The sequence below is a fragment of the Streptococcus ratti FA-1 = DSM 20564 genome (genome assembly GCF_000286075.1).
GTDB classification, from domain to species: Bacteria; Bacillota; Bacilli; order Lactobacillales; family Streptococcaceae; genus Streptococcus; species Streptococcus ratti.
In genome coordinates this window covers 145,706-164,329 of the sequence record NZ_AJTZ01000003.1, presented here as the reverse complement: position 1 = coordinate 164,329, position 18,624 = coordinate 145,706, and the positions used below count along the sequence as shown (strand labels likewise).

Annotated in this window: 21 protein-coding genes; 19 read left to right on the top strand and 2 right to left on the bottom strand. The window is 41.3% G+C overall.

Going from position 1 to position 18,624, the window contains the following annotated elements; genetic code table 11:
* Positions 1-71 precede the first annotated feature (71 nt).
* The 15 genes from rpoC (at position 72) to SRA_RS01465 (ending at position 14,075) form a co-directional block, all read left to right on the top strand.
* Complete coding sequence (gene rpoC / locus SRA_RS01535) at positions 72-3,701, top strand: DNA-directed RNA polymerase subunit beta' (RefSeq protein WP_003086847.1); 3,630 nt, start codon at positions 72-74, stop codon at positions 3,699-3,701.
* Positions 3,702-3,821: 120 nt separating this feature from the next.
* Entirely contained in the window at positions 3,822-4,190 is a 369-nt protein-coding gene (locus SRA_RS01530; protein WP_003086846.1) for a DUF1033 family protein, read from the top strand.
* 247 nt (positions 4,191-4,437) lie between these two features.
* On the top strand, positions 4,438-5,046 hold the full coding sequence (locus SRA_RS01525) for a PepSY domain-containing protein (RefSeq protein ID WP_003086844.1): 609 nt from the start codon (positions 4,438-4,440) through the stop codon (positions 5,044-5,046).
* A gap of 143 nt (positions 5,047-5,189) precedes the next feature.
* The gene (locus SRA_RS01520; protein WP_003086843.1) at positions 5,190-5,882 is read left to right on the top strand and encodes a response regulator transcription factor; all 693 of its coding nucleotides are present in this window, start codon (positions 5,190-5,192) and stop codon (positions 5,880-5,882) included.
* On the top strand, positions 5,845-7,194 hold the full coding sequence (locus SRA_RS01515) for a sensor histidine kinase (protein ID WP_003086842.1): 1,350 nt from the start codon (positions 5,845-5,847) through the stop codon (positions 7,192-7,194). Before SRA_RS01520 ends, SRA_RS01515 begins: the two co-directional genes overlap by 38 nt.
* 52 nt (positions 7,195-7,246) lie before the next feature.
* Positions 7,247-8,188, top strand: a complete 942-nt coding sequence (gene comGA / locus SRA_RS01510; RefSeq protein WP_003086841.1) for a competence type IV pilus ATPase ComGA — start codon at positions 7,247-7,249, stop codon at positions 8,186-8,188.
* Entirely contained in the window at positions 8,112-9,155 is a 1,044-nt protein-coding gene (gene comGB, locus SRA_RS01505) for a competence type IV pilus assembly protein ComGB (RefSeq protein WP_404827213.1), read from the top strand. Before comGA ends, comGB begins: the two co-directional genes overlap by 77 nt.
* The gene (gene comGC / locus SRA_RS01500) at positions 9,155-9,469 is read left to right on the top strand and encodes a competence type IV pilus major pilin ComGC (protein WP_003086839.1); all 315 of its coding nucleotides are present in this window, start codon (positions 9,155-9,157) and stop codon (positions 9,467-9,469) included. The genes comGB and comGC overlap by 1 nt, the downstream gene beginning before the upstream one ends.
* The gene (gene comGD / locus SRA_RS01495) at positions 9,456-9,863 is read left to right on the top strand and encodes a competence type IV pilus minor pilin ComGD (protein ID WP_003086838.1); all 408 of its coding nucleotides are present in this window, start codon (positions 9,456-9,458) and stop codon (positions 9,861-9,863) included. Before comGC ends, comGD begins: the two co-directional genes overlap by 14 nt.
* Complete coding sequence (gene comGE / locus SRA_RS01490; protein WP_003086837.1) at positions 9,835-10,128, top strand: competence type IV pilus minor pilin ComGE; 294 nt, start codon at positions 9,835-9,837, stop codon at positions 10,126-10,128. Before comGD ends, comGE begins: the two co-directional genes overlap by 29 nt.
* Positions 10,115-10,549 (top strand): competence type IV pilus minor pilin ComGF, encoded by a 435-nt coding sequence (gene comGF, locus SRA_RS01485; protein WP_003086836.1) that lies wholly within the window; start codon positions 10,115-10,117, stop codon positions 10,547-10,549. Before comGE ends, comGF begins: the two co-directional genes overlap by 14 nt.
* Complete coding sequence (gene comGG / locus SRA_RS01480; protein ID WP_003091335.1) at positions 10,527-10,934, top strand: competence type IV pilus minor pilin ComGG; 408 nt, start codon at positions 10,527-10,529, stop codon at positions 10,932-10,934. The genes comGF and comGG overlap by 23 nt, the downstream gene beginning before the upstream one ends.
* A gap of 48 nt (positions 10,935-10,982) precedes the next feature.
* On the top strand, positions 10,983-11,936 hold the full coding sequence (locus SRA_RS01475) for a class I SAM-dependent methyltransferase (RefSeq protein WP_003086833.1): 954 nt from the start codon (positions 10,983-10,985) through the stop codon (positions 11,934-11,936).
* Positions 11,937-11,995: 59 nt separating this feature from the next.
* Entirely contained in the window at positions 11,996-13,195 is a 1,200-nt protein-coding gene (locus tag SRA_RS01470; protein WP_003086832.1) for an acetate kinase, read from the top strand.
* Positions 13,196-13,397: 202 nt separating this feature from the next.
* Complete coding sequence (locus SRA_RS01465; protein ID WP_003086831.1) at positions 13,398-14,075, top strand: CPBP family intramembrane glutamic endopeptidase; 678 nt, start codon at positions 13,398-13,400, stop codon at positions 14,073-14,075.
* Positions 14,076-14,190: 115 nt separating this feature from the next.
* Here SRA_RS01465 and proC read toward each other — a convergent pair whose 3' ends face one another.
* Both proC and pepA read right to left on the bottom strand, forming a co-directional pair.
* Entirely contained in the window at positions 14,191-14,961 is a 771-nt protein-coding gene (gene proC, locus SRA_RS01460) for a pyrroline-5-carboxylate reductase (protein WP_003086830.1), read from the bottom strand.
* Between the two features lie 91 nt (positions 14,962-15,052).
* Positions 15,053-16,120 carry a glutamyl aminopeptidase gene (gene pepA, locus SRA_RS01455; RefSeq protein WP_003086829.1) on the bottom strand — a complete coding sequence of 356 codons (1,068 nt, stop codon included), beginning with the start codon at positions 16,118-16,120 and terminating at the stop codon, positions 15,053-15,055.
* Positions 16,121-16,238: 118 nt separating this feature from the next.
* Between pepA and SRA_RS01450 the strand changes: the two genes are divergently transcribed.
* The 4 genes from SRA_RS01450 to SRA_RS01435 all read left to right on the top strand — a co-directional run bounded on the left by SRA_RS01450 (position 16,239) and on the right by SRA_RS01435 (position 18,330).
* Complete coding sequence (locus SRA_RS01450; RefSeq protein WP_003086826.1) at positions 16,239-16,526, top strand: DUF4651 domain-containing protein; 288 nt, start codon at positions 16,239-16,241, stop codon at positions 16,524-16,526.
* A complete protein-coding gene (locus tag SRA_RS01445; RefSeq protein WP_003086824.1) occupies positions 16,523-16,852 on the top strand; it encodes a thioredoxin family protein in 330 nt (109 codons plus the stop codon). Before SRA_RS01450 ends, SRA_RS01445 begins: the two co-directional genes overlap by 4 nt.
* A gap of 63 nt (positions 16,853-16,915) precedes the next feature.
* On the top strand, positions 16,916-17,542 hold the full coding sequence (ytpR, locus tag SRA_RS01440) for a YtpR family tRNA-binding protein (RefSeq protein WP_003086821.1): 627 nt from the start codon (positions 16,916-16,918) through the stop codon (positions 17,540-17,542).
* A gap of 392 nt (positions 17,543-17,934) precedes the next feature.
* Positions 17,935-18,330 (top strand): single-stranded DNA-binding protein, encoded by a 396-nt coding sequence (locus SRA_RS01435; protein ID WP_003086820.1) that lies wholly within the window; start codon positions 17,935-17,937, stop codon positions 18,328-18,330.
* Positions 18,331-18,624 lie beyond the last annotated feature (294 nt).

Genomic DNA, 18,624 nt, shown 5'->3' with positions numbered 1-18,624 from the left:
AATAAACTGCTAGCTGTTTAAAATTGTTTTAGGCAGTCTGGCTGCTGATAATCATAAGAAAGGTAAAAATAGTGGTTGACGTAAATCGTTTTAAAAGTATGCAAATCACATTAGCTTCGCCTAATAAAGTCCGCTCATGGTCTTACGGCGAGGTTAAAAAACCTGAAACAATCAACTATCGGACCTTAAAACCAGAACGTGATGGTCTGTTTGATGAGGTTATTTTCGGTCCAACGAAAGACTGGGAATGTGCCTGCGGTAAATACAAACGTATTCGCTACAAGGGGATTATTTGCGACCGCTGCGGTGTTGAAGTGACTCGTACCAGAGTCCGCCGCGAACGCATGGGACATATCGAATTGAAAGCGCCTGTTTCTCATATCTGGTACTTCAAAGGTATCCCTTCTCGCATGGGTCTCACCCTTGATATGAGTCCTCGTTCCTTGGAGGAAGTTATTTACTTTGCAGCTTATGTGGTGATTGATCCCAAGGATACACCGCTTGAGCCAAAGTCTCTCCTGACTGAGCGCGAATACCGCGAAAAACTTCAAGAATACGGTCCGGGATCGTTTGTTGCCAAAATGGGTGCCGAAGCTATCCAAGATCTCTTGAAACGTGTTGATTTAGAAGCAGAAATTGCAGAGCTGAAAGCTGAATTAAAAACAGTTTCTGGACAAAAACGCGTGAAGGCCGTCCGCCGTTTGGATGTTCTTGACGCCTTTCAAAAATCAGGCAACAAACCTGAATGGATGGTGCTTAACATCCTGCCTGTTATTCCTCCGGATCTTCGTCCAATGCTGCAGTTGGACGGCGGCCGCTTTACAACTTCTGACTTAAATGACCTCTACCGCCGTGTTATCAACCGTAACAACCGTTTGGCACGTCTGCTTGAATTGAACGCTCCAGGCATTATCGTTCAAAATGAAAAAAGAATGCTGCAGGAAGCGGTAGATGCTTTGATTGACAATGGTCGCCGCGGCCGTCCTATCACAGGACCCGGAAGCCGCCCGCTTAAGTCTTTGAGCCATATGCTTAAGGGTAAGCAGGGGCGTTTCCGTCAAAACTTGCTCGGTAAACGTGTTGACTTTTCAGGCCGTTCGGTTATTGCCGTTGGTCCTACACTTAAGATGTATCAATGTGGTGTTCCGCGTGAAATGGCTATTGAGCTCTTTAAGCCTTTTGTCATGCGTGAAATTGTCGCTCGCGACATCGTGCAAAATGTTAAGGCAGCAAAACGCTTGATTGAGCGCGGAGATGACCGTATTTGGGATATTCTCGAAGAAGTTATCAAAGAGCACCCTGTTCTTCTTAACCGCGCACCGACCCTTCACCGTTTAGGGATTCAGGCTTTTGAACCAGTTTTGATTGACGGTAAAGCTCTCAGACTTCATCCGCTTGCCTGTGAAGCCTACAATGCCGACTTCGACGGAGACCAAATGGCTATTCACGTGCCGCTGTCAGAAGAAGCTCAGGCAGAAGCCCGTCTCTTGATGTTAGCTGCTGAACACATTCTTAATCCTAAAGATGGTAAACCAGTTGTAACGCCTTCGCAGGATATGGTTCTTGGTAACTACTATTTGACTATGGAAGATGCTGGCCGTGAAGGTGAAGGCATGGTCTTTAAGGATCGTGATGAAGCTGTTATGGCTTACCGCAATGGTTATGTGCATCTGCACAGCCGTGTTGGTATTGCTGTTGACAGCATGTCCGACAAACCATGGACAGATGAACAAAAGCATAAAATCATGATTACAACTATTGGTAAAATTCTCTTTAATGATATTATGCCGGCAGATCTTCCTTACCTTCAGGAACCAAACAATGCCAACTTAACAGACAAAACTCCTGATAAGTACTTCTTAACTCCTGGTTCTGACATCAAGGAAGTTATCAAAAATCTTGATTTAAATATTCCGTTTAAAAAGAAAAACCTTGGAAACATTATCGCTGAAATCTTTAAACGTTTCCGCACAACAGAAACCTCAGCCTTCCTTGACCGCCTGAAAGATCTCGGCTACTACCACTCAACCCTAGCTGGTTTGACAGTGGGAATTGCAGATATTCCGGTTATTGATAACAAGCAGGAAATTATTGATGCGGCTCACCATCGTGTTGAAGAAATTTCCAAAGCTTTCCGCCGCGGTCTGATGACTGATGACGATCGCTATGAAGCTGTTACTGCGACTTGGCGTGATGCTAAGGAAAAGCTGGAAGAGCGTTTGGTTGAGACACAGGATGCTAAGAATCCAATTGTTATGATGATGGACTCTGGAGCACGCGGTAACATCTCTAACTTCTCCCAGCTTGCCGGTATGCGCGGCTTGATGGCTGCTCCTAACGGTCGTATCATGGAACTTCCTATCCTGTCTAATTTCCGTGAAGGTCTGTCAGTTCTGGAAATGTTCTTCTCAACTCACGGTGCTCGTAAAGGGATGACCGATACGGCGCTTAAGACAGCTGACTCAGGTTATCTGACCCGCCGTTTGGTTGACGTTGCACAGGATGTTATTATTCGTGAAGATGACTGTCATACTGACCGAGGTCTGACAATTACAGCTATTACTGATGGTAAGGAAGTAACTGAAACGCTTGAAGAACGCCTCGTCGGCCGTTACACTAAGAAGACAGTTAAACATCCTGAGACAGAACAGGTTCTTGTTGGAGCTGATGAGTTAATCACCGAAGACATGGCTCGTAAGATTGTTGATGCTGGTGTTACTGAAGTGACTATCCGTTCAGTCTTTACATGTAACACGCGTCATGGAGTCTGCCGCCACTGTTATGGTATCAACTTAGCAACAGGCGATGCTGTTGAAGTTGGTGAAGCAGTCGGTACGATTGCTGCCCAATCAATCGGTGAACCAGGTACACAGCTGACTATGCGTACCTTCCACACGGGCGGTGTTGCTTCCAATGCCGATATTACACAGGGTCTTCCTCGTATTCAGGAAATCTTTGAAGCCCGCAATCCTAAAGGTGAAGCTGTCATTACAGAAGTTAAAGGGCAAGTCACGGATATTGAAGAAGATGCAGCTACCCGCACTAAGAAGGTCTATGTTAAAGGTGCAACGGGGGAAGGCGAGTATACTGTACCGTTTACAGCCCGCATGAAAGTTGAAGTGGGTGATGAAGTTCATCGTGGTGCACCGCTGACAGAAGGTTCTATTCAGCCCAAACATTTGCTGGAAGTCCGTGATACCTTATCTGTTGAAACTTACCTTCTTTCTGAAGTACAAAAAGTTTACCGCAGCCAAGGGGTAGAGATCGGAGATAAGCACGTTGAGGTTATGGTTCGCCAAATGCTTCGCAAAGTACGTGTTATGGATCCAGGAGATACAGATCTTCTTCCAGGTGTTCTGATGGACATTGCTGACTTTACAGATGCTAATAAGGATATTGTTATTGCTGGCGGCATTCCTGCAACAAGCCGTCCAGTTCTCATGGGAATTACCAAGGCTTCTCTTGAAACCAATTCCTTCTTATCAGCAGCTTCCTTCCAAGAAACAACTCGTGTTCTTACAGATGCAGCTATCCGCGGTAAGAAAGATCACCTTCTTGGTCTTAAAGAAAATGTCATTATCGGTAAGATTATTCCAGCCGGTACTGGTATGGCCCGCTATCGCAATATTGAGCCTCAGGCTGTTAATGAAGTTGAGCTTATTGAAGATACTGAAGAAGATGAGAATCTTGTAACAGAATAGAAAAAGTCCTGCTTAGCAGGGCTTTTTCTATTACAATTCTAATTTTTCTCACAAATGAGCAAAACTTTTTTAAAATTGAATCTTTTCCTATATAATGAAACTATCAAGGAAGTAACGTCTATGTATCAAGTAGTAAAAATGTACGGCGATATGGAACCCTGGTGGTTCTTAGATGGCTGGAAAGATGACATTGTTCAGGTCTATGAGTTTGACCATTATTATGAAGCTCTGAAATGTTATAAAAAGGAATGGATAAACTTGCGCGGTTCTCATTCAAGTTTTGACAGCCGCAGCAGTATTATGGCAGCTTTTTGGGATGAAGAGGATCAGTGCTGGTGTGAGGAGTGTGATGACTACCTTCAGCAATTCCATTCTTTACTTCTCTTGACAGATTGGCATAAAATTCCTAAAAAATGGTACCGGCCGGGCTATAACCGTCGTAATAATCAACCTCATCCCAAACCGGCCTGCCCTTTAATCGGCAAATAGGAGGGCCCTCAAAGGGTTATTTCCTAGGATTGTGCTGCTTTAAGACGGCTAAAGAGAGGTGGCTGATCCAAAAAAAGACTGCTTAGCCATAACCTCTTTAAACTAACGACTATCCTACAAGAAACTGGGTATTTTTACTCCGGTTTCTTTTTTTTTAAACTTTTTTGCCTTGGTTCATCTTCAGTTCATTTTTTGTTTGTATACTTAACCTATAAAATAAAAATTATTTAAAAGTGAGGTATTTCATATGTTAGGCAAAAAAGCAGTTGTTTTAGGGATGTCAGGTCTTGTTGTGGCAACTGGTATGATCTTTTCAGTAAAAGCTGCTCAGGCTGACAGTGATCTTAGCGCATCAGATATTAGCAAAGCAAAAATTTCCTTGGTCAAGGCAAGTGAGCTTGCTCTTAAGGAAGCTAAGTCAGGGAAAGTTGTTGCTATTGACATTGATGACGAAGGAAGTAGCCTGCGCTATGATGTTACCGTCTTAACAGATAAGGCTGAGAAAGAGTATACGATTAATGCCAATTCGGGAGAAATTTTACGTTCTTCCAACGAAAAACTGTCTTCGACTGATAGTGAAGAAAAAGAGTTAGCCAAAGCCAGCCCTAAGAGAAGCCTGTCTGAACTTCAGACATCCTTAACGAAGAAATATTCTGGTTACAAGGTGGTTAATGTCGATCTTGAGTATAAGGGTACAAAACTGGTTTATGATGTTGAACTTGTCAGCGACAGCAAAGAAATTAAAGCTGTCGTGGATGCTAATACAGGCAAGGTGACTAAAGAAAAGACGGTTAGTCTCAATCAAGATGACGACCGACATGACGAAGATCATGATGAGGATCATGATGAAGATTAAGCCTCTGACTGGAACCTAAGTTTGTCTTAGGTTTCTTCTTGTGTCCAGCAAAATTTGTTCGTTTGATTTGTGGTCGGCGGCCTTTTAAAAAGACCGTTTAATAGGTTATAATAAAGAAAAGACTCAAAGAGGGATAAGGTGATATGAAATTATTACTGGTTGAAGATGAGAGGGATTTGAATCAGAGTTTGACGAAATTGCTCAAGAAAAATCAGTTTAGTGTTGATTCGGCTTTTGACGGTCAGGAGGCGCTTGATTATCTGGCGGTAGGTGATTATGATGTCATTATCCTGGATGTCATGATGCCAAGAATAGACGGTTTTCAGTTTATTCAGCGTTTGAGGCAGGATAATCATAAGGTAGCTGTTTTGATGCTGACTGCCAGAGATGCCTTAGAAGACCGAATTAAGGGGCTTGATTTGGGAGCAGATGATTATGTGATCAAACCGTTTGAATTTGAGGAGCTGTTAGCGCGTATCAGGGCTATGCTGAGGCGCCGTTACCGACCATCAGCCGATAATTGCCTTAAACTGGGCAGGATTACTTTGGATATGTCCAAGAAGCTGGTGTTGAAAGAAGGGGAAATCATTGATCTCACAGCTAAGGAATACGAAGTCTTAGAGTATCTGGCCCGCAATCAAAATCAGGTTTTATCCAGAGAGAAGATCAGAAATCACGTTTGGGATTTTGATTATGAGGGTGAATCAAATATTATTGATGTTTTAATCAAGAATATCAGGCGTAAAATAGGAGACAGCCGACAGGATTCACTTATTCAGACAAAGAGAGGTTTGGGTTATGTCATTTGGCAAAAAGATGTCCATCTTGAAGACTAGTATTATTTTTAGGGTCACATTATGGTACAGTATTTTTATTAGTTTGCTGGTCTTGTTCATGTTGGTGTCTGCTTTTATGGTCTCAGGTTCTTTTGCAGATGCTAAGCATCGGCGAGAATTGGAAAGATCTGCCAGAGAAATAAGTCACGACAAGGAAGATTATGAGTCTTTTGATGACGGGATTTATTATGCCATTTACCAATCAGACGGATCGGTCTCAGAGGGGGCTTTCCCTAAGGGTTTTAAGCAAGGCCTTGCCTATAATGGCGGGCAAGTTAAGGAGTACTCGGTCAATGGGAAAACCTATTATTATTTTGATGTTAAATTTTCCAATGGTGGTTCCTCGTGGCTGAGAGCTATGATGGAAAAAACGTCTCTTAATGATGATGTCATGCTCTTGTTTATCGTGATGGTGTTGGTCAGCCCTGTTTTGCTGACAGTTATCATCTGGGGGGGATATGCTATCTTGAAGAGGGCTTTTCGTCCGGTTGAGCAGATGTCCCAGACGGCTCTTGCCATTCAGCGAGAAGGGGATTTTTCGAAGCGGATTGCATTGGGACCTAAGGACGATGAATTACATCGTTTGGGACAGACCTTTAACCATATGCTGGATTCTGTTGAAGCGTCTTTTGAGCGTGAAAAGCAGTTTAATAATGATGTCTCGCATGAATTAAGGACACCTGTTGCGGTCATTTTATCCGAAAGTCAGTATGGCGCTGATTACGCTGATACGCTGGATGAGGCTAAAGAGTCACATCAGATTATCAATCGTCAGGCCAAACGGATGCGAGAGCTGATTGATCAAATTATGGACCTGTCCAAAATAGATTCTGGAAGGATTCAAGCTCTTTCAGGGCTTAATTTATCGGACTTGGTTGCTGGACGCCTGAAAGAATTTCAAAAACTCTGTCAAGAAAAGTTGGTGACACTTGAAAGTGCCATTGTTCCAAATTGTATGATTCAGGGGAATGAGCTCCTTTTGCTCAGGCTTTTGGATAATCTCCTGTCAAATGCGCTTAAATTTACCAAGGATAGGATTGAGGTGAAGGTAGAAGCAGCTGATGGCTGGACCTACCTTAAGGTTAAAGATAATGGACCAGGTATTCCTCAGGAGGAGCAGGCTAAAATTTGGGATCGCTTCTACCAAGTTGACAGTTCTCGACACAAAACGGAAGAGTCAGGTTCAGGTTTGGGACTTTCCTTGGTGAAAGAGATTGTGCATGTGCATCAAGGCCAAATCTTTCTGGCCTCTCAAATAGGCCAGGGCAGCCAATTTCAAGTGGCTTTTCCCAGTTTGTCAATAAATCATTAAAAGTCCAAGGAATTTCCTTGGGCTTTTTCGAATAATCAAGAGAGGAGGTACTATGGTTCAGGATTTAGGGAAAAAAATAATTGCTCAGGCAGTTGAGGAAAAGGCGCAGGATATTTATATGATCCCGCGGGCGGAAGCTTATGAGCTTTACATGAGGATCGGTGATGAAAGGAGATTTATTGATGATTACGAACATCAGTTTATGGCAAATCTAATCAGCCATTTTAAATTTGTCGCAGGAATGAATGTTGGTGAGAAGAGACGAAGCCAGCTAGGAGCTTGTGATTATCATTATGATGACGGCAAGACCATCTCTTTACGGCTGTCAAGTGTCGGGGATTACCGCGGTTACGAAAGTTTGGTCATTCGTCTCTTATTTGACGGCCGTCACGATTTAAAATTCTGGTTTAATGGTATGAAGCTCATTTTAAAGGAAATCAAGGGGAGGGGACTTTATCTTTTTTCAGGACCAGTTGGCAGCGGGAAAACTACCCTTATGTACCAGCTTGTTAAGGAGAAATTTAGCAGCAAGCAGGTAATCACTATTGAAGATCCCGTGGAAATTAAACAAGACAATATGCTGCAGCTGCAGCTTAATGAAAGTATTGATATGACTTATGACAGTCTTATTAAGCTGTCTCTTAGGCATCGGCCCGACGTTTTGATTATTGGGGAAATCAGAGATAAGGAGACCGCGCGAGCGGTTATTAGAGCGAGTCTGACTGGGGCGGTTGTCTTTTCAACTGTTCATGCTAAAAGTATTCCCGGCGTCTATGCCAGACTGCTGGAATTGGGTGTCAGCCAAGAGGAGCTGGGAAATGCTTTGCGTGGAATTGCTTACCAACGTTTAATTAAGGGAGGAGGTGTAATTGATTTTGCCCAAAGAAACTACCAGAAACATTCAGCTCAAAGGTGGAATAAGCAAATTGACAGCCTTTTTGCAGAAGGATATATCACTAAGGAAGAAGCCGAAACAGAAAAAATTGAAGAGTGAAAAACAAAGGAAAGTTATTCAATTATTTAATAATCTTTTTGCCAGCGGCTTCAACCTGACTGAAATTGTAGATTTTTTAGAGCGAAGCCGCTTACTGGCAAAGGTTTACACAGACAGCATGCGTCAAGGGCTTCTAAACGGCTTGAATCTAGCGGAAATAATGAGTTCCTTAGGTTTTTCAGACAATGTCGTTACACAGTTGGCGCTTTCTGAAATTCATGGGAATACTCATAAAAGTCTCTTAAAGATCGAGTCCTACTTAAGCAACCTTATTGTTGTTAAAAAGAAACTAATTGAGGTAGCTACCTATCCTGTTATTTTAATCATTTTTCTTATTCTCATCATGCTAGGATTAAAAAATTACCTGCTTCCTCAGCTTGAAAATGGAAATTTTGCGACAGAACTTATTTCTCATTTTCCGTTTATTTTTCTCTTAGTCTGCGGATTTTTCATATTTTTAACGGGATTTCTTTATTTTTCTTCAAGACGAATGAGCCAGATTCGCTTAGTGGCAGTTTGCAGTCAGTTACCATTTGTTGGCAGCTATTTTCGGCTGTATTTGACAGCTTATTATGCACGAGAATGGGGTAATCTTATAGGACAGGGAGTAGAGATGTCTCAGATTGTTCGCTTGATGCAAAAGCAAAAATCAAAGCTCTTTAGAGAAATAGGTAAGGATATGGAAATAGCACTTATATCCGGTCGGGAATTTCATCAGAAAGTTTTAGACTATCCTTTCTTTTTGAGAGAGCTTAGCCTAATGATTGAATATGGGGAGGTAAAGTCAAAGCTGGGCAGTGAGCTTGAGATCTATGCTGAGGAGAGTTGGGAACATTTCTTTAGCAGACTCAATAAGGCTATGCAACTCATCCAGCCTCTTGTCTTTGTTCTGGTAGCGGTGATTATCGTGATGATTTATGCGGCAATGCTGCTGCCGATTTATCAAAATATGGAGGTCAATTTGTAATGAAAAAATTAAAGAAAGTTACCGTTAAAGGGTTCACATTGATTGAAATGCTAGTCGTTTTGCTAATCATCAGTGTTTTGCTGCTTTTGTTTGTACCTAATTTAACAAAGCAAAAAGATAAGGTAAAGGATACAGGCAATTCGGCTGTTGTCAAAGTTGTCGAAAGTCAGGCTGAACTGTATGAATTGGATAAGACTGACTCGGCAACCCTTTCAAAATTAGTAGCTAGCGGTAATATTACTCAGGAACAGGCAAATTCTTATAAGGCTTATTATGCAAAACATCCTGAAAAGGCACGCCATGTGGCGAATTAAAGTTAAAGCTTTTACTCTTTTGGAGAGCCTAATAACTCTAGCCATTACAGCTTTTTTAATTCTGAGTCTGTCTGGGGGAATTGAGCAGACCTTTGCCAGTGTAGAAGAGCAGCTCTTTTTTCTGTCATTTGAGCATCTTTATCGTGACACACAGAAGTTCAGTGCTCTATCTAAACAGGAAATGACTCTGACTTTAGATAAAGGAAAAATTTCTAATGGCCTTGAGACGCTTGATGTTCCTGAGCATATTAAATTAGGAAAAGACATGACGCTGCATTTTGATCAAGCAGGCGGGAACTCGTCGCTAGCTAAACTTAGTTTCCAGACTCCAAAAAAGACAGTAACTTATCAATTATACATAGGGAGTGGTCAATATAAAAAGACAGAAAATTAAAGCTTATATTCTTCTTGAAAGCCTAATTGCTCTAGGTCTTTTAGTAACAATCACATCTTTAATTCTTCAGCAGATTAATCATGATCAAAAAAGGGCAGCCGACAATTTGCAAAGACAAGAAGTGATGAACGCAGCGATAATGGCTGTTCAAACGAAACAAGATAAGCTGAGCCTCAATGGTATCAGTGTGAGGGTTATCAGAGATGAAACTTCAATCGCCGTTTACCACGAGCAAAGGGAGGTCATAAGTCTTGTTAAAGAATAAATTAAGAGCTTTTACACTTCTGGAGTGTCTGGTTGCCCTGCTTGTCATTGCCGGCAGTGTTTCAGTTTACAGTGGCTTAACTAAAGTGATTAGCAGTAATATTCACTATTTGTCAAATAATCAAAAAGATAAATGGCTGCTCTTTTGCCAGCAATTTCGTTCAGAACTTGAGGGGACAAGTCTGCAGAAATTAGATAGCCATAAACTTTATGTCAGTAAAGAAGGACAGAATTTGGCTTTTGGCAAGTCTAAAGCGACAGACTTTAGGAAGACAAATGCTGACGGGCGTGGTTATCAGCCTATGTTGACAGGGGTTAAGACAGCTTATTTTAATCAATCCGGAGAAATTGTGAGGCTAGATATTACTTTTGATGATGGATTAGAAAGGACTTTTGTCTATGCATTTGATGAAAAAAGTTAAGGCAGGTGTTCTTTTATATGCCTTGTTAATGGCAGCAATATTTAGCCTTTTATTGCAGTTTTATCTTAACCGTGTTCTTGTGACGCAAAGGCAGAATCAGTTACAATTATCAGCCAGTCAGGCTTACCTTATAGCAGAATTGACTCAGGATTTAGCCAAAGAGAACAGTGGGCAGTTTACTTTTAATTATGGCAGTTCAATTTATCAGAAGGAGAATCAGAAGATTCTGATTGAAGTACATTTGAAAAGCGGTCAGTCTTACCGCTATCACTTTAAAAAAGAGAGTGCTAAGACAAAGGAAAAGTTGGCTGAAAGGAAGCTTGAAAAAGAGAAAACACCCCCTGAAGAATCAAGGGAAAAGAGACGTTCTCAAACACATAATTGATTTTGCCAGTTCCATCTATTTTTGATATGATAGGTGCTGGAGGAAATTATGGATTTTGAAAAAATAGAAACAGCCTACAATTTACTATTAGATAATTGTCAGCAACTGGAAGCGAAAATTCAGACAAATCTTTACGATGCTTTAATTGAGCAAAATGCTTATTATCTGGGAGCCGACGGAGCCGATGACATGATTAGACAGAACAATTATCAGTTACGGCAGCTGAATCTCAGTAAAGAAGAGTGGCGCAGAACCTTTCAATTTCTGTTTATTAAGGCAGCTCAAGACTCTCAGCTGCAAGCAAACCATCAGTTTACTCCAGACAGTATCGGCTTTATACTTCTTTATTTACTGGAAGAATTGACTGACAGTGATCAGTTAGATGTTCTTGAAATTGGTTCAGGAACAGGAAATCTCGCTGAAACGCTGGTTAATAATAGTTCGAAAGAGCTAGACTATATGGGTATTGAGGTGGATGACCTTTTGATTGATTTATCCGCAAGTGTTGCAGATGTCTTAGATTCTCCTGTTCATTTTATTCAAGAAGATGCTGTGCGGCCGCAAATTTTAAAGGAAAGTGATGTTATTATCAGTGATCTGCCTGTTGGTTTTTATCCTAACAATGACATTGCTAAACGCTACGAAGTTGCAGCGGCAGAAGGTCACACCTATGCTCACCATCTTTTAATGGAGCAGTCGTTTAAGTATTTAAAGAAAAATGGACTGGCTATTTTTCTAGCACCTGTCGACTTGCTGACCAGCGAACAGAGCCCTTTATTAAAGGCGTGGTTGCAGGAAAAAGCTGCTGTTTTATCGGTTATCTCTTTACCGGAGAAAGTTTTTAGTCATAAAAATAATATGAAATCTATTTTTATCTTAAAGAAGCAGGAAACACAAGATTGCGAGACCTTTGTTTACCCGCTGACGGATTTACAGAATCCTGATATTTTACGAAGTTTCATGAAAAATTTTAAAAAATGGAAGGAAGATAATGTCATTTAAATGATAATCTGCTATAATAATCTTATATTATCGTAAACGATTTCATGAAGGGGTATCTTATGTCAAAAACAATTTCTATTAATGCAGGTTCTTCAAGTTTGAAATGGCAGCTTTATCAAATGCCTGAAGAAAAAGTATTAGCAAAGGGCTTAATAGAGCGTATTGGTAAGGAAGACGCCATTTCAACGGTAAAATTTGATGACCAAAATGTTTCTGAAACTTTGGCGATTAAAGATCATACGGCTGCTGTAAAGATTCTCTTGGACGATTTAATTCATCTAGGAATTATCAAATCTTATGATGAAATTACAGGTGTAGGGCACCGTGTGGTTGCAGGCGGAACTTATTTTAATGAGTCTGTTCTGGTGGACAGTGAAGAGGTCATTGAAAAAGTTGAAGAGCTAGCCCTTTTGGCACCCCTGCATAACAAGGCTAATGCTGCAGGAATACGAGCATTTAAAGAAATTCTTCCAGACATTACCAGTGTTGTGGTGTTTGATACAGCTTTCCACACAACAATGCCGGAGGTTGCTTACCGCTACCCATTGCCAAATAAATACTTTACAGAAAATAAAATCCGTAAATATGGGGCTCATGGTACCAGCCACTATTATGTTGCTCATGAAGCGGCTAAAGTTTTAGGTAAGCCTATTGCAGAGCTTAAACTTATTACGGCTCATATGGGAAACGGTGTTTCTCTCACAGCGGTTGACAGCGGAAAATCGGTGGATACTTCCATGGGATTCACTCCGCTGGGCGGTGTTATGATGGGAACGCGTACGGGGGATTTGGATCCTGCGATTATTCCTTATCTGATGGATAACACAGATGATTTCAAAACGCCAGAAGATATTCGCCGTATTTTCAATCATGAGTCTGGTCTGCTTGGTATCTCAGGATTGTCTAATGATATGCGTGAGATTGAGACAGCAACAAAAAATGGTGATAAGGATGCATCCTTGGCTTATGCTATGTTTGTTGACCGTATTGTTAAACATATCGGTGCCTACGCAGCAGTAATGAATGGTGTTGATGCTATTGTCTTCACAGCAGGTATTGGTGAAAATGATGCTCATATTCGAGAAGAAATTATCAAGCACTTTTCATGGATTGGTGCGGATATTGTTGCTGAAAGGAATGAAGTGCGCCCAGCCTATGGTGTGGTATCGTCGGATGATGCTAAGGTCAAAGTGCTGGTTATCCCGACCGATGAAGAGCTTGTCATTGCGCGTGATGTTGAGCGTCTGAAAGTTAAATAAGTTATCACATTTTATGATAAGACCGAAAAAGCTGATAGATATTTACCTATCAACTTTTTTGTTAAATCAAAGCTCAGTTATGTATGCGAAAAAGATTTGCAATAATCACTTGAGCAGCTGGTTTTTCATTTTACTGGGCAGGAATTATAAGGTTAACCTTCTGTAAAATTATGGAAAAATATTTATTAGTCAAAGGAGAGATATGAAAGGAATTTTAAAAAAAGCAGCGGCTGCAGTCGCTATTGCTGGTTTATTTGTTGTGAGTCAGGTACCTGATTTAGTAATGATAATTTGGAAAAAGGAGAGCTCAGTTCTTAATGTGTGGCAAACATTAACGATTGTTATTATGCAAGTCCTTGTGATTGCTGGTTTTTATGTGTTGGCTAGACGCAAAGAACTGCTTAGTTCTGGAATCAAGCACTGGCTGAGCTGGAAAACTTTTGCGGTGGTTTCGCTGGGATTTATAGCATTATTTATTGTCAAGCTTATCGGCGGCATTATTTTAACGATAGAAGGTAAGACGACTACGAACAATCAGGCAACGATTGATCAGCTCTTTGAAAATTCCTCGCTTTTGCTTATGTTCATCTTTATTGTTATTGTAGCTCCTCTAACGGAAGAAATTATTTTTAGAGGTCTTATTCCTAAATTATTTTCAAAGCGGTTTGAAGGTTTGGGATTTGCTCTTGGCGCTCTGCTTTTCGGCCTGCTCCACGGGCCCAGCGATATTGGCAGCTTTGTCTTGTATGTTGGTATGGGAGCTGTTTTAGCTATTGTTTGCTACAGATTTAAGCATCTGGAGTACAGTATTTGGATACACGGTCTTAACAATGCCTTAGGGTTTGTTGCCATACTTGTGACGAATATGATGAGTCAGTAAGTTTGAAGCTTTTGTTTTTTCTTTGCTGGGGGAAATGGCTCGTTTACAGATTTTCAATTATCATTTAAAAATAAAATGCTCGCAAAGTATAAGTAGCTTTACGAGCATTTTTCTTTTACATGTTTTTAGCTTTTTCGATAGTTGTATCAATAGCTGAGACAGTACTGGCAGTAAAACCGGTTTTTTCCAGATCTAAGAGCCCTGCGATGGTTGTACCGCCTGGGCTTGAAACCTTGTCAATAAAATCGTTGGGCCTGATGCTGTTTGAGAGCAGATTCTGGCTGGTAGCCAGTACCGTTTGACTGACAATATCAAGAGCCAAATCTTTAGAAAAACCATATTTTAAACCGGCCTTAGCCAGAGCTTCAATAAAAAGGGCAATATAGGCGGGGCTGGAGCCTGCCAGAGCAGTAAAAGTATCGAAGTCTTTTTCAGCAATTTCAAAGGTTGTGCCGAATGAGTTAGTAATTTGTTTGGCTGTTTCAAAGAGTTGATCAGAGACCGTATTATTTCGGCAAATAGCAGTAGTGCTCTGAAGCAGCTCTGCATTGAGATTAGGCATAATACGGATAATAGGCAGGCCTGCCTGAGTTAGTTCAGCTAAACGGCTCAAGCTTGTTCCGGCAGCCATTGAAAGAATAGGCTTGTTAATATCCAAATTTGTTAGAACAAGAGGCAGAACCTGTGGCTTAAGGCCTAAAACAATAAGGTCAGCTTTGTCAATAAGATCTTGCTGAGAGGCTGCAAAATCAACATCCAATGCTTCGGCCTTTTTCCTGCTTTTGTCGGGATTGCTGTCTGAGATGATTACTTTGAATTCTGTTTTTTTTAGTCCAGTAATGATGGCGCTGGCCATTTTTCCAACGCCGATAAATCCAATAATCATAATGAGAGATTTGAGAGATGCAAGGTGCTAATGAGACTGTTATTGATTAACTCAGCTGAGAACATAAAGCACTTGTTCTATCTCGTCCTTTCTAGTAATTTTTAATAAGCTCAACCGTTGAGCGGTCAAGTTTTCTTATAATAGCTTGGAGGAAATTTTGCGCCTGCAGAAAATCATCCAAAGAATAAAGTGTTTGATGTGAGTGAATATATCGGGCGCAGACACCGATAGTTGTAGAAGGGATTCCGTTGTTTTGAAGATGAGCTGCACCGGCATCTGTTCCGCCTTTGGCAGCATAGTATTGGTACTTAATGCCAACTTCTTCTGCTGTTGTCAGCAGAAAATCCCGCATATTTTTAAGCATCAAGTGTCCCGGATCGTAGAAGCGAATCAGGGTTCCTTGTCCGATGTTTCCCTGATCGCCGTAAACATCGCCGGCAGGCGAACAATCAACTGCAAAGAAGAGTTCTGGATCAAATTGAGTTGTTGAAGCGTGAGCTCCGCGCAGGCCTACTTCCTCTTGAACATTGGCGCCGGCAATGAGAGTGCTGTCTATCTGTTGGTCTTTGAGGCTTTCTAATAATTCTGTTACCATAAGAATTCCATAGCGGTTGTCCCAAGCCTTAGAGATAACATTTTTTTGATTGGCTGTTAAAACAGCTTTTGTCTGCGGCACGATAATATCGCCTGGAGAAATACCGTAACACTCAGCTTCTGCCTTATCAGCAAAGCCTCCGTCAAAGACAATATCTTCAACTTTTGGCAGTGAAGGAGAGCCGTTGCTGTGACGCAGAAAATGCGGCGGCACAGAGCCAGAAATAAGGGGGATGGCCTGATTGTCCCGAGTATAAAGGGTAAAACGCTGGGAGCTGATAACCAAAGGATTCCAGCCGCCGATAGCCAGAGCGCGCAGCGTACCGTCTTCTTTGATCTGACTGACCATAAAGCCAACCTCATCCATATGGGCTGCGACCATAACTCGAGGTGCCTTTTCAGCAGAACTGTGTTTGATGCCAAAAAGGCCGCCCAGCCCGTCTGTTTGGATTTCATCTGTTAAAGGTGTTATTTTAGAACGCAGAAAATCGCGAACCGTATTTTCATAACCGGCAATACCGTCTAATTCAGTGACGGTTTTGATTTTATCAAATAAATCTGTCATTTTTACCTCTCATAGTTATAAGGGGATGTGTCAACTAAGCCTTGTCAGATGTACTTCTTAAATCCCTGCTTAATTCTATACTTTATATTTTAGCATGTTTTATGATAAAATAAAGCTTATGAAAAGTAAAAAAATAACACTGGTGTCTGCCGGTCTTGCGGGAATAGGCGGTGCTGCTCTTGCCGGCCTGATTATTAAGCAGCGTTTGGCAGATCAAAGGCGAAACAGGATTAAAAAGAAAATCCGGCAGTTTTTTAGCCGATTTGGTGAGATTGCTGTTCTTTATATCAATGAATTTGAATCTGACAAAAAACAGCTTCGCGGCGGTGTAGTCATGCAGGATGATACTATCTATCAATTTACGTATCAAAATGGCAGCATTGATTATAGGGAGGAAAAAAGATGATTGCTCCGCAGTCCTATGAAGAATTAGCCGCGTATCTGGAACAAAGGGAGAAGACTGTCTTCTTTTTTACAGCAGATTGGTGTCCGGACTGCCAGTTTATTTATCCAGCCATGCCTGAGATTGAAGCGGAAAATTCCGATTTTACTTTTGTGCGTGTGGATCGCGATGCCTTTATGGAAGTGGCTCAAAGATGGAATATCTTTGGTATCCCAAGTTTTATTGTGGTGGAAAATGGGAGAGAACTCGGACGTTTGGTTAATAAACAGCGCAAGACAAAAGCCCAAATCAATGCCTTTTTGGCTGAATTCAAGGCGCATCAGTCTTAAAGTCTCTGTTAGCTAATTGACGTTAAGTTTTATTTGAAAACTGCATAATTGAAAGGAATAGAAATGATTTTTACTTACAATAAACAATATGTCGGTGATGTTTTGATGATTATTGTCAAAGACAGCAAGGGCGGTAAACTGTCTTCTGAGCGCAAGGGGAGAGTTGCTCGTGTTTTTTTGCAAGAAAATAATGAAACGGTTGCCTGGAATATTTTTGAAGTGTCTGAACTGATTGCTCTTGAGGGAGTTGGCCAGGTATCGCTGACGGATGAGCAAATAGCTGTTTTAAATTCTGAATTAGCTAAGGAAGGATTTCAAGAAAGCCTAGAAAACGACTCAAATCCTAAGTTTGTGGTTGGTGAAATTGTTGAAATGGTTCCCCATCCGGACAGTGACCATCTCAATATTTGTCAAGTTAAGGTAGCGGACGATAAAATTATTCAGATAGTTGCCGGTGCTCCCAATGCAACTCTCGGTTTAAAGACAATTGTTGCTTTGCCAGGTGCCATGATGCCAAACGGCAGCTTGATTTTTCCAGGGAAGCTCAGAGGTGAAAAGAGTTTTGGTATGATGTGCGCACCGCGAGAACTTGCTCTGCCGAATGCTCCGCAAAAACGCGGCATCATTGAGCTTGCTTCTCATACGACTGTAGGAGAAGCTTTTGATGCCAAGAAGCATTGGCAAGGATAAAAAAATCAGGCGGTAAAACAGATAGCATTTTTAGGAGCTTAGCTAACAGGAGCTTTGCTCCTTGTTTTTTGATTAAGATAGCAGTGATGAATTATTCTGGCATAAAATAGGTTATCAGATTCAGACAATTTGATTTAGCTGGCATAGAGTCAAAAATTGCCGTTGAGCAAAAATTTGCTTGAATATCTGGAAATGGGGATTAGGCTCGACAAGCTATAATCAAATTAGTGGGGGGAAGGTCTGCCTGCCTGCTGTCAGTTAGGAGAAAAGTTCGACCCAAGATTGCCTAATCGGTATTATGTCAGCGATTATTAAACCTGTTCGTAGTATTTTTTATGTGTGCTGTCATTTTTTTGTCTGCTTTTTCGAATAATAAAGCAGGAGGAAAAATGATGTACAACAAAGTTATTTTGATTGGCCGTTTAACAGCAGTACCGGAGGCTGTTAAAACGGCTAACGATAAGACAGTGTCGCGCGTAACCATAGCTGTCAATCGCCGCTTTAAAGGACAGGATGGTGAGAGGCAGGCAGATTTTATTCAGATTGTTTTTTGGGGGAAATTAGCTGAGACCCTAGTCTCATATAGCAGCAAGGGAAGTCTTTTATCGCTTGATGGCGAATTGCGCACTCGAAGATATGAAAAAGACGGGGTTACGCATTTTGTGACGGAGGTTTTGGGACATTCTTTTCAGCTGCTTGAAAGCCGGGCTCAGCGGGCTATGCGCGAAAACAATGCTGAAAATGAATTGGCTGATCTGGTTCTTGAAGAGGAGGAACTGCCATTTTAAAGCCGGCCAGCAGGACCTCCATTAAAAGACACGTAAATTTGGTTTTTTAGGGCTATTGGCTGCGTGGCCGGATTTTAAACTGCTTATCGGAGCGCCTCTTGCCAGCTGCGACTTGGTTTACTTTGCAATATCTTGTATCTGCTCTCTTAGGATTTTATCCTGAGAGAGTTTTTTATGTGACTTTCAGTCTGCTTTGCGGATGATTGCGCCGCAATCATGGCTGTCTGTCCCCTCTCTGATTCGTCCAGATATGATCAGGCAGATAAAAAAACTGTTCAAGAGTCCAATCTGTAT